11 protein-coding genes and 2 pseudogenes are annotated in these 11,246 nt (G+C 60.1%); 9 read left to right on the top strand and 4 right to left on the bottom strand.

Features of this window, described 5'->3' with window-relative positions; genetic code table 11:
- Window positions 1-143: 143 nt before the first annotated feature.
- The 3 genes from sphsw_RS04680 to sphsw_RS19250 all read left to right on the top strand — a co-directional run bounded on the left by sphsw_RS04680 (window position 144) and on the right by sphsw_RS19250 (window position 1,399).
- Entirely contained in the window at window positions 144-401 is a 258-nt protein-coding gene (locus sphsw_RS04680; RefSeq protein ID WP_031439595.1) for a PepSY domain-containing protein, read from the top strand.
- A 279-nt stretch (window positions 402-680) separates the two neighbouring features.
- Window positions 681-1,106, top strand: coding sequence for a nucleoside diphosphate kinase regulator (gene rnk, locus sphsw_RS04675; protein ID WP_031439594.1), 426 nt, complete (start codon window positions 681-683; stop codon window positions 1,104-1,106).
- Complete coding sequence (locus sphsw_RS19250; protein ID WP_152555393.1) at window positions 1,103-1,399, top strand: hypothetical protein; 297 nt, start codon at window positions 1,103-1,105, stop codon at window positions 1,397-1,399. Before rnk ends, sphsw_RS19250 begins: the two co-directional genes overlap by 4 nt.
- Window positions 1,400-1,483: 84 nt before the next feature.
- Here sphsw_RS19250 and sphsw_RS19245 read toward each other — a convergent pair whose 3' ends face one another.
- Both sphsw_RS19245 and sphsw_RS04670 read right to left on the bottom strand, forming a co-directional pair.
- Complete coding sequence (locus tag sphsw_RS19245; protein ID WP_152555392.1) at window positions 1,484-2,065, bottom strand: hypothetical protein; 582 nt, start codon at window positions 2,063-2,065, stop codon at window positions 1,484-1,486.
- A 71-nt stretch (window positions 2,066-2,136) separates the two neighbouring features.
- Window positions 2,137-2,547 (bottom strand): MarR family winged helix-turn-helix transcriptional regulator, encoded by a 411-nt coding sequence (locus tag sphsw_RS04670; RefSeq protein ID WP_031439593.1) that lies wholly within the window; start codon window positions 2,545-2,547, stop codon window positions 2,137-2,139.
- Window positions 2,548-2,620: 73 nt separating this feature from the next.
- Here sphsw_RS04670 and sphsw_RS04665 point away from each other — a divergent pair, with 73 nt between their 5' ends.
- The 4 genes and pseudogenes from sphsw_RS04665 to istA all read left to right on the top strand — a co-directional run.
- Entirely contained in the window at window positions 2,621-4,372 is a 1,752-nt protein-coding gene (locus tag sphsw_RS04665; RefSeq protein ID WP_031439592.1) for a chloride channel protein, read from the top strand.
- A gap of 63 nt (window positions 4,373-4,435) precedes the next feature.
- Window positions 4,436-5,125 carry an HPP family protein gene (locus sphsw_RS18685; protein WP_056060130.1) on the top strand — a complete coding sequence of 230 codons (690 nt, stop codon included), beginning with the start codon at window positions 4,436-4,438 and terminating at the stop codon, window positions 5,123-5,125.
- A 13-nt stretch (window positions 5,126-5,138) separates the two neighbouring features.
- Window positions 5,139-5,312: pseudogene (locus tag sphsw_RS20280) on the top strand (cation:proton antiporter); the annotation flags it as partial.
- A pseudogene (gene istA, locus sphsw_RS04655) lies at window positions 5,290-6,219 on the top strand (IS21 family transposase); the annotation flags it as partial. The pseudogenes sphsw_RS20280 and istA, both read left to right, overlap by 23 nt.
- A gap of 254 nt (window positions 6,220-6,473) precedes the next feature.
- Here the strand turns inward: istA and sphsw_RS19235 are convergent.
- Together sphsw_RS19235 and sphsw_RS04650 are read right to left on the bottom strand one after the other, a co-directional pair.
- The gene (locus tag sphsw_RS19235) at window positions 6,474-6,692 is read right to left on the bottom strand and encodes a hypothetical protein (protein ID WP_056060132.1); all 219 of its coding nucleotides are present in this window, start codon (window positions 6,690-6,692) and stop codon (window positions 6,474-6,476) included.
- Window positions 6,693-7,373: 681 nt separating this feature from the next.
- Window positions 7,374-7,883 (bottom strand): MucR family transcriptional regulator, encoded by a 510-nt coding sequence (locus tag sphsw_RS04650; RefSeq protein WP_031439589.1) that lies wholly within the window; start codon window positions 7,881-7,883, stop codon window positions 7,374-7,376.
- A 193-nt stretch (window positions 7,884-8,076) separates the two neighbouring features.
- Here sphsw_RS04650 and sphsw_RS04645 point away from each other — a divergent pair, with 193 nt between their 5' ends.
- Together sphsw_RS04645 and sphsw_RS04640 are read left to right on the top strand one after the other, a co-directional pair.
- Window positions 8,077-10,329: a ParB/RepB/Spo0J family partition protein gene (locus sphsw_RS04645; protein ID WP_042466580.1), complete on the top strand. Its 2,253-nt coding sequence runs from the start codon at window positions 8,077-8,079 to the stop codon at window positions 10,327-10,329.
- Window positions 10,330-10,424: 95 nt separating this feature from the next.
- Window positions 10,425-11,009 (top strand): ArdC-like ssDNA-binding domain-containing protein, encoded by a 585-nt coding sequence (locus sphsw_RS04640; RefSeq protein WP_052380845.1) that lies wholly within the window; start codon window positions 10,425-10,427, stop codon window positions 11,007-11,009.
- Window positions 11,010-11,246: the final 237 nt, after the last annotated feature.

Here is an 11,246-nt window from a genome sequence, read left to right as displayed (position 1 = left end):
TCCCATATGGCTTCCTTCCATTCCAACGAAAGGATCGCACCATCAAACCGTGGGATCAAACACCTAGCCTTGGCTAGCGGCCCAAACCGGGCATATTGAACAAAAATTCTGCCGACACGTATTTCTTGAAAAGGAGTACGATTATGAAACATACGATGTTTGTTATGCTGGCCCTCTCGGTACTCTCTCCAGCCCCGGCTTTTGCTGACGTACCGGGTAAAGGCTGGATCAGCCGCGAGAAAGCGTCTGCTGGCCTCGCCAAGAGGGGCTATAATGTTACCAAGATCGAAGCCGACGATGGGCATTGGGAAGGCGAAGCTGTTCGAAAGGGCATCCGCTACGAGTTCCATGTTAACCCCAAAACCGGCCAGATCACCAAGTTGGAGCGTGATCGCGATTAAGTGAACCACGGTGTTCCACATCCTTGTTTTGGCGCTGCCGGCGATCGTCTGCTCCGTCCAGATCCTGTTACCTTGACAGCACGGCCTCACGGCATCACCTCTAGTTCATGTACGCTCCTGCGACACATCAGCGTTTTCGCGACCACTCAGGCCAGCTCGCCGCACGCGGTTAGCCCGGGCTTTGTCGGTAGATCGCCGCCAAGGTTCGGGCCTTATTCGGAATAATTAGCTCCGGCTGCGCGCGACGCGTCATAGCCTCGAATAAGCGGATACCGCATCATGGATACTCAAGCTGCACAACTAGACGCTCGTCCTGTCATTCACGTCTCGATCGACGAGTGTGATTCCCTCTCTGCACTGGCGTTAAGCGCCCAGCACCGACATCCCCAATCCTCGTCCATGCTTCTGGCCGAGCTCGATCGTGCCGAACTTTACGAGGCGTCTGATATCCTCCCAGAGGCCGTTACGATGAACTCAATCGTCGAATTCTTGGATGAAGAGAGCGGTGTGCGTCGCGTTGTCCGGCTGGTTTACCCTAACGAGGCAGATATCGATGCTGGACGGATTTCGATCCTGACACCAATCGGGGCGGGACTGATCGGTATGTCCGCGGGCCATGCGATCTCTTGGCCGGATCGTGAAGGCCACGTTCGCTCTCTGAGGATCGTCAGCGTTACTCAGCCTGATAAGGGTTTAGGCGCATGATCGAGGAACTGGCCCGTCATCGATGCAGCGGCGACGATGGCACACCTCTTTTCGTGGTAGAACGCTGTCATGTCTTCATGACCCAGGTCGATACTGGCTTACGTCAGTATCGAGGTGCCGCCTGGTTGACGCTGCTCGATGGCGAGCCTGTTCGCTACATTGATGCGCGAACGTTCGAGGTCGTCGCGAGCGGTGAACTGATCGCCCATGATCCCGCAACGTGTGATTGCGCGCCAGCGGTCGAGGTGTTCACACGAGACGGTCGGCGCGAGGGACGGGACGCGAGCATCTAGTTCTGCCGCTCAGACATGACATCGATCATCGCGTCGACAAGCTGCGCTGCGTCGTCGCGATTCTAGCGTAACGGCAAAAAGCGGTTAACGCTTTACCGCACGTCGAGCAGTGCCGCTTTTCACACCCGTTCCGCTCAGGGCAGTGCTAGCCGCGCGCAAAAGAATCCGTCGCGCAGCAAAGCTTGCCGGCACTGTCTGCGATCCAAAGCGCTGCGCGAACCCCTCTCGCCAAAGCCTCGACGCTACAACATGAACCTCCTCGCGAGTTGGCGAGCGCTCATCATTAATGCAGGCGGTGATCGCTGGGTACAATTGAGGCATAAGAACGGCTTCTGTCGGTGCGATTGGCTCACTAGGCCAAAGGTCAACACCTTGCTCGCACCGGCGTTTTAGAGCTTGCCTGCGTTGCCGGCGCCAAGCGCGGCCCGCGAACCAGAGGGGTACTGCGGCAACTACCGCAAACGTCAAAGTCATCTCAAGGAACTGACTCTTCGGTAACTCACCAAATAAGCCTAGCACCAGAAAAATCAGAATAGCGGGGGCGCCCCATTCCGGATGCAGCGCGAGCCGAAAAACGTACCACAGTAACCAGCAAAGCAACGCCGCGGCCGCCAGGCTGCCTACGATTAGGCCGATTGCTCCGGCCGCAATGAGGATCAACTGCATGCGCCGACTCCTTCCCGCATTATATATCGCATTACGATAAACATTGCAATTGGAACCTCTTACGAACTCGATCAATCGACACGCGCGAGTAGCTCGGCCAGCATAGGCCTAAGCCGTATAATCTCCTCGCGATGCGTCTCCGAGAGCTGTTTCAGAAGCGTTTGTGCTTTCTGCGTCAATTCAAGGAGAGCCTGTCGGCCGTCGTCCGGCGATGGCCTACGTATTACCAAGCCCAGCGTTTCGAGACGATCGATCAACCCGGTCGCGCTGTGCGGTTTCAAGGCCAGACGCTCCGCGACGTAGCCCACGCTCACGTTCGCGGAGGCAGCCCCCCGGATCGCGAGCAGCGCCTGGTGTTGCTGAGGCTTCAAGCCGCAGCTAGCCGCGCCTCGTTCACTGAACACCAGAAACTGACGAAGCGCATAACGGAAGTCTGCAAGCGCCGCATAGTCGGCGTCGGCTAACTCATTCCGATCAATCATCACTCATATCCCAGGCGTTGAAGTATATCGTGGCACGATATAGTGATCGCCCTTTCTGAACCGGCGAGAGTGCATGACGGCTTCCACCATCAACATCCCAAAGCCCAAACGGCTTGCCGATCATAGCGCCGACTGGCGAATGATCATGCTCGCTGGAGCAGCGGTCGTGGTCGGCACGGGCGCAGCGTTCGGTGCCTGGATCCTCTTAAAGCTGATCGCATTTGCCACCAACCTGTTCTGGTTCGGCAGGATATCGGCCGCGCCCGCTGAAATCATGGACGCGAACGTTGGCCTTGCGGTGGTCGCGATACCGGTCATCGGTAGTCTTCTGATCGGCCTGATGGCGCGTTTCGGCTCGGAGAAGATCAAAGGGCACGGCATTCCGGAAGCAATCGAGGCCATTCTATACGGCGAAAGTCGCCTGTCGCTCAAGGTTGCGGTCCTTAAACCACTTTCCTCGGCGATCTCGATCGGCAGTGGAGGTCCGTTCGGGGCCGAAGGTCCGATCATAATGACCGGCGGTGCGATCGGATCGCTCTTCGCGCAATGCTTCCACCTAAGCGCGGCCGAGCGGAAGACCCTGCTGGTCGCAGGCGCCGCAGCGGGAATGACCGGCATCTTCGGCACGCCCATCGCCGCTATCTTGCTAGCGATCGAGGTTCTGCTGTTTGAGTGGAAGCCCCGCAGCTTCGTGCCTGTAGTTGTCGGAACGCTGGTAGCGTTTGCCTGGCGGCCCCTGCTGCTGGGAGCTGGACCGATCTTCCCGTTCGCAGCGGCTCCCGTGCAGGCGTGGTGGCCTACGGAGGGATTAGCCCTCGGGATAGGTGTTTTGGTTGGGCTGGAGGCAGCGTTGCTGTCGGCGATGCTCTACCGGGTCGAGGATGCGTTCCACCGGTTGCCGGTGCATTGGATGTGGTGGCCAGCGTTGGGTGGCATCGTCGTTGGGGTCGGGGGTCTGATCGATGCTCGTGTTCTTGGTGCGGGCTACGCGAACATCCAGGCGCTGCTCGACGGATCATTGGCGGTGCGGGTCATCCTCGCGTTGTTGGTTGTGAAGGCAATCGTCTGGCTGGTCGCGCTGGGATCGGGAACGTCGGGCGGCGTTCTCGCGCCATTGCTAATCATGGGTGGCGCCTTGGGTGCCCTGCTCGGGCAGTTTCTGCCCGGGTCGGTAGGTTTCTGGGCAATGATCGGCATGGCCGCCATGATGAGTGGGGCCATGCGTGCTCCACTGACCGGTGCACTTTTTGCAGTCGAACTGACCGGACATTTTGATGCCTTGCCGGCGACGATCGCAGCAGCGACGGGAGCCTATGCGATTAGTGTCCTGGTAATGCGTCGGTCGATACTCACCGAGAAAATCGCCCGTCGTGGTCGTCACATTCTCCAGGAATACACAGTTGATCCGTACGAGTTCCTCCAAGCAGAACAGGTGATGACACCCGACCCCGCCGTGTTGTCGGGAACCATGTCGATCAAGGATGCAGTCGCCTATTTTGCCGACGACGCGACGCACCGAACATATCCGGTGGTGGACGAGGGCGGGCGACTGGTCGCAATGGTGTCCCGGGCCGATGCGCTTCGCTGGCAGGTAGACGGCGAGCTACCCGACACCTCGATAGGCGAGGCGCTATCCGATTCATCGCAGCCGACCGCTTACCCTCACTCACCGATCGGCGGAGTTGCTGACTTGATGGTCGAGAGTGGTGTTGGACGTATCCCCATTGTCGAGGTCGGCACCAATCGGGTGGTTGGCATCCTCTCGCGACACGATCTGCTCAAAGTCCGAAGCGCCCGCAAACGCGCAGAGATCGACCGAACATAGCCAAAACTGGCGCTACGAATTCCCTATAAAAGTTAGATTGTTCGGGGTCAGGTGAACTGAAAAATGAAGCTGTCATTCTCTTTTGTACCTATTCTCGCTGGCGCGACATTGCGAGACCGCCTCTTCGCGTGCGTCGGTGCATTGATCGGCGTTGCGCTTACCAGCCTCGTGAGCGCCATGGCTCTGCACGACTGGGCATCGCTCCCGTTGCTGGTGGCGCCGATCGGCGCCTCCGCGGTGCTGGTCTTCGCTGTCCCAGCGAGCCCGTTGGCCCAACCCTGGTCGGTGTTGGGCGGTAACGTCGTATCAGCATTGGTCGGCGTAGCAGCGGCTCGCTTCGTGCCTGTACCGTATCTGGCCGTTGGGGTTGCCGTAGGTGGGGCAATCTTCGCCATGTCGCTGCTTCGCTGTTTGCATCCGCCCGGTGGAGCGGCTGCACTGACGGCCGTGATCGGTGGGCCAGCCGTGCTAGGAGCTGGTTACGCGTTCCCGTTCGTGCCGGTCGGAGTCAATTCTCTTATCTTGATCCTTGTCGGCATCGCTTTCCATAAGGCCTCGGGGCATTCCTATCCTCACCGCCCGATCCCAATCGTCGGCCACGAGCTGACCGCATCCGGATTGGGCGTGCCGCATCCCGCAGATATCGACCTTGCACTCGCCGACCTCGGCGAGACCTTCGATGTAAGTCGGGAAGATCTTGACCTGCTGTTTCGACGGGTCGAATTTCACGCGGCTAGGCGAGCAACAAGATAACCGGGGCAGAGGGGATAATGCGACCGCCATGGCGGTTGGTACACTGATGAACGCTCGTGGTCTTATGGAGCTCATCACCACCAACATTGGTTTGCAAAAGGGCATAATTGGCCCTGCGCTGTTCTTGATGCTCAATATTATAGCTATCGTCACAACATCGATGGCGTCGCCATTGTTTGAAGATGTGCCTGTACTCGGCGCCTCCTGGATACCGCCGGACGAAACCTCCGACCAAGCCGAAGCTCGGGACGCTGCTACCGGTTATCGACGGGATTCTGGCAGCCGACCGCGAGGCTCCGGGCAAGCAGCAGCATACGGCCAAGCGGATCTTTGAGCGTCTTCGCGACGAGCATGGATATACGGGCGGCTACACGATGGTGAAGGACCATGTGCGGCTGTGCAGGGCGCGCGGGCGCGAGACCTTCGTGCCGCTGGCACACCCGCCGGGGCATGCGCAGGTCGACTTTGGCGAAGCGGTCGCTGTCGTCGGCGGAGAGCGGATGAAGATCCACTATTTCTGCATGTCGCTGCCGCAGTCGGATGCCTGCTTCTTCAAGGCGTATCCGCGCGAGACGACTGAGGCGTTTCTTGACGGGCACGTGTCGGCATTCGCGTTCTTCGGGGGCGTGCCGCTGTCCATCCTCTACGACAACACAACCATCGCCGTGGCAAAGATCTGCGGCGATGGAACGCGCGAGCGCACCCGCGCCTTCACCGAGTTGGTCAGCCACTACCTGTTTCAGGACCGTTTTGCGCGTCCAGCGCGAGGCAACGACAAAGGCAAGGTCGAGGGGCTGGTGAAGTTTGCGCGCAACAACTTCATGGTGCCCGTGCCGGTCGCTGCCAATTTCGATGTCCTGAACGCCAGGTTCGAGGAGTCCTGCCGCACGCGCCAGGGCGAGCATGCCGGTCAGCACGCGCAGACCATCGCCGAGCGGCTGGCGGCAGACGTATCGGCATTGCGCACGCTGCCGTCCGTACCACTGGAGCCATGCGAGAAACGCGCGGCGCGCGTGTCGTCGACCGCGATGGTGCGCTACCGGACCAACGACTATTCGGTACCGACCGCGTACGGCTACCGCGACGTGATGGTAGGCGAATGGCAGACCTCGCCTTATCAGGCTAAAGGCTCGAAAATGATCCGCGACACACTTTCCAAACTCAAGGCTTGGTTTTCACCCGCCGTCCCGAGCACCGCTGCAAAGCCAGTTGCCAAAGGCAAGAGCAGTCCGGCGCGCACCCAACCTACGAGGGCCGCCAAGACGATCAAGCGGAGGGCGCAGAGACAAGCCAGAGCGCGCAATCGCTAGACCCGCCTGTACCCGGAGCCCCGTCCTTAGGGACCGCCTTACGCTTCGGGCATGGGATCAGGCGACCTTGCATCAATCAATGAGGCGATTTCGGTTTCATCGATTGTGCGATTTTCCCAAGTGTCTTCCACCACGATTGAGTTTTCGTCGTCGCGCATTGCGATCATTTCGGCAGCGGTAGCGAGCGCTTCATCAAAGCTGTTTCGATGAACTCCCAGCGTGGACATTTCGCCGTCTTTACGGATTACGTAACGCATTGATTTAGCTCCTGTTGATTGGGGGCACTAACCCAACCGAACGGGAATGCCTAAGACCTTCCTTTTCGAGAGAGGCCGCTGCGCCAGGCGACGTCGGCTAACGCCATCTGCCCTCCCAAATACCGGACGGTCTGCTTTCCTTCCCACAATGGCCGTTCGGCAAGCAATTGATCGGAAACCCGATCTGAAACACCACTGTGCGACAAACAGGTGTTTTGCGTCACCCGAGCCGGCCTGCCGACGCTGATTGTATATCTAGGTCCGTTCAATGTACCGGCTCCTAATGGTAGCGACGAACATACGAGGCCAGGCGTGCCATCACCCAAGATAACTCGCTTCGACGCTGTATCGTGGATCGGGATGCATCCTGGAACGATCGGCTTATGGATATCTGACTGTAATCCTTGAACCTTCGATAGGTTCGCCCATACCCGTTTCACTGTTCAACAACTGAAAGGAGGTGATCGAATGTCTCATTGTTACACGCCGCTCGTGGCAAACCTGATGAGTGCGACCCCCGCTGGCGGGGCTGTCCAGCTCTAAGGCTTAAGCCAGTAGTGGCTGACAATGGAAAAGGCCGCCCCTCCCGGGGCGGCCTTTTGTTTTTTACCTCATGAGCACGGCTCATAAAGCCAGGCGTTGACGCCTGGCTTTCGACCAAGCGCCAATCCTCACGACTGACTATTCGGCGTCTGCGGTTGCTGCGGGCTTCGCGCTGCGACGCGGCTTGGCAGGAGCAGGTGCGGGCGCAGGCTCTTCAGCCTTCTGAACGGTCTGGCCAGGCTTACGGCCGAGGCCGATCTTCTTAGCCATGGCGCGACGGCTCTCGCTGTAGGTTTCCGCAACCATGGGATAATCCGCCTTGAGATTATACCGTTCGCGGTACTCGGCCGGGGTCATTCCATTGGTAGCGAGGTGACGACGCAGCGTCTTGTAAGGCTTGCCGTCAATCATGCTGATGATGTGATCCTTACTGGCAAGCGACTTCCGCGCGGTTACCGCAGGCGTGTACTCTGGTGCAGGCGCTTCCGGAGCATCTACGCTCTGTTTACCGCTCAGCTTCGCCACAGCCGCATGCATAGACTGCAAAAACGCAGGAACGTCGTCTGCTGAAGTCCGCGTATTCGGGTTGCCCAGCCATGCAATGGTCAGTTCGGTTGCAAGTTCGACCGCATTGGTATCATCCGTCATCAATTTCTTCCGTAAATAGGTGAGAGCGCTTTGAGGATCGCCGCTAGATAATAGCTGGGTCATCACAGGCAATACTTAATCGAACAATACCATTGAGCTAAACCGAGGGATCCAAAACGGCAAGGAGAGGAAAGGGGGAAGGGAGATGGTGTCCGAAAATGGTCGGATGCTCAGAAACGAAGGGTGATTTCCCATGATCCAGTCCGTGAAACTCTCGAAGCTCCGCCTCTCAGCCAGCAACGTCCGCACCGCCCCCGATGAATCGCTGCAGATCGAGCCGTTCGCAGCCGACCTCGAAGCCCGCGGCGTCCTCCAGAACCTGCTCGTTACGCCGGTCTCGCGGCCACGCGGGACGTTCGAGGTATTCGATGGTGGCCGGCGCTGGCGTGCGCTCAACATGCTGGTCGCTCGCGGCGTCATCAACCCCGACAAGTATGACGTGCCGGTGCGCGTCCTGAAGGGTGACGATGCCGAACTGACCGAAACCTCGCTCGCGGTCAGCTTCCATCACATGAAGCTCAGCCCGGCCGAGGAATGCCGCGCCTTCCAGCACTTCCTGAACGGCAGCACCGATATCGACGCTGTCGCCAAGCGCTTTGGCGTTACCCGCCGCTTCATCGACGGTCGCCTCCGCCTGGCCGATCTTGCCGAGCCGATCTTCTCTGCTCTCGCGAACGGCGAACTGACCCTCGACATGGCCAAGGCATACGCCTCGACCGGCAGTCACGAGCGTCAGTTGCGCGTCTGGCAAACCTATAGCTCGATGGTTCACTACAACGCCGATGCCATCCGCCGCATCATCGCCAACGACACGATGCGGGCCAACGATCCGATCGCGCTCCTGGTCGGCGTCGAATCCTATGAGGCCGCAGGCGGCGTCGTCGACCGCGACCTGTTCAGCAACGCCGGCGAGCGCTGGACCAACCCCGAGATCGCACAGACCCTCGCGGCCGCGATGATGGAAGCGGAAGCCAAGCGTATCGGCGAGGAACGCGGTCTTGCGTGGATCCGGCCTGTCGCCAGCCACAGCACCTGGGATGCGGCCCGCAGCCTCCACCGCATCGCCCTGCCGGTCCAGCCGATGTCGCCGGCCGAGGCACAGCGCGTAGACGAGATCGAGCAGCGCATGAGCGAACTGCAGCAGGAGATGGAGAACGACGAGCTCACCGAAGAGGCGTTCACCGCTTGCGATGCAGAGCATGATGCGCTTGGCGAGGAACTCGAAGCGCTGCAACGTCGCCCCTCGGTACTCCCCGCTGAACTCGTGTCGCGGGTCGGCGCGTTTCTGACGCTGTCGCAGACCGGTACGATGGTCCTGGATGAGACCTATTACAGCGAAACGCCGATCCGCGTGACGGTGGTCGAGCCGGAACCGGTCGAAGGAGGTAACGGGGAGACCGACGAGACGGACGACGGGGTTGACGACGGCGAGGGCGAGGGCTCGGAACGGGTCCGGGCGGAGCCGACTTTCCGCATCGAGGAAGGCGCGGCGACGCCGGTGACGGCAGGCAGTCCCAAGGAGGTCGACCCCGATAACGCAGCGCCGGGCGGCAAGGCACTCAGCCAGGTTCTGAGCGACCAGCTCGCGATGCAGCGTCGCGATGTTCTGGCGGCGTCGTTGATCGCCAGTCCCGGCCTGGCACTGGACTATATGCTGTTCGCCATGGTGGATGCGCGGCGTGGCACCTCCTCGAACGACGGCACGACGATCAGCGCCCATGCCCCGCAGGATCCGATCCTGTCGACCAACATGCCGGGATCGCGCGCGCGCGACTACCTCGCCGAGGTACGGGACGGGCTCGATGAATCGTGGGGCGAGTCCGACAACAAGGTCATGCGGTTCGAGGCATTCCGCGCGCTCGGCGACGAGGTGAAGAGCGCATGGCTGGCGTACATCGTCGCGACGTCGCTGGAGGCCAAGGAGTCCTACGGCTCCAATCGCCAGAACCCGCTCCACGGCCGCATGGCCAGCATCCTCGAGGTCGATGTCGCCAGCTGGTGGCGCCCGACGTCGGAGAACTTCTTCGACCGGGTTTCCAAGGGGTCGTTGATCTCGCTGCTTCACGAGGTCGGAGGCCCAGCGCTGTCGAGCCGCCACGCGAGCGAGAAGAAGACCGAGATCTCGGCATCCTGCCAGAAGCTCTTCGCTGGCGAAGCGATCGTCGAGACCGACGTCAAGGAAGCTGCCCTGAAGTGGGTGCCGACCGCGATGCGCTTCAGCGACACTGTCGTCGCGGGTGAGAGCGAAGACGAAGGCGGGCAGGGCGATCTCGCGGACCTGATCGAGGCGGACAGCGACGACACCGGCGAGGACGATCTTGCCGCCTTGGTCGGTGACGGCCCGGACGATATCGGGACGGACGGGGTCGAGACGAATGGCAGCGCCCAGATCGAACTCGCTCACCAGAACGATGACCATGTGAACGAGATCGTCGCGGCCGAATAGCGGCACGACGGTTCAATTCTGAGCAGCCTCACTGCCGGCCCGCGACCTCGCGGTGCCGGCAGTGCCTTTTCCTCACCGCTAACGAGGACAGCGTCATGACCGCTACAACCCGCGACATTGCGGCCGACATCACCGCCGCCATCATCGCACGGCTCGAAGCCGGGACCCTGCCGTGGCAACGCTCCTGGTCGGTTACCGGCGAGGGCGGCAGGCCACTGCGCCATGAGGGCGTTCCGTACACCGGAATAAACGCCCTATGGCTCTGGGCGACCGCCGACACCTACGGCTATCGCAGCCGCTACTGGATGACCGCCCGTCAGGCCCGCGAACTGGGCGGCGAGATCAACCGCGATGCCAGACCGTCTTTCTCCGTCTATGCCTCGACCTTCCGCAAGGCCGGAATGCCCAATCTGCTCGGTGCGACCGCTGACCAGATGATCCGCTTTCTGCGTTCCTATGTCGTCTTCAATGCCGACGAAATCGTTGGCCTGCCGGACTATTACTACCCGCGCGAGGTCGCACCGACCCCTTTGCTGATCTCAGAACGGCAGGATCGAATCGACGCCTTCTTTGGCGGTATTCCGGCCAAGGTCCGTCATGGTGGTGACCGCGCCTTCTTCCACCCAACCTTTGACTACATCGCTTATCTGAACAGTCAATGTGTCTCACAAGCGATTTAAGCAGACGTATGGCACACATTAAGTCGCGTGATTAAACGAAATGAAAGCGATCGCGAGAGTCGCAAAGCGCTACTGCACTTTGCGACTCTCGCGATCGTAACCGCCGTTAGGCGGCTGACATGGAGCATCTGTTCACGTCGAAATGATGAGTTACGAACGCGCACAGCGGGGGTTTTTCGGCATGAAAATCTCTCTGATGACGACCGGTGCATCGGTTACAGATGGCTTATGATACCT

The organism is Sphingomonas sp. FUKUSWIS1, from assembly GCF_000733135.1.
Classification (GTDB): Bacteria; Pseudomonadota; Alphaproteobacteria; order Sphingomonadales; family Sphingomonadaceae; genus Sphingomonas; species Sphingomonas aerolata.
This window is presented reverse-complemented; position numbering and strand designations above follow the sequence as displayed.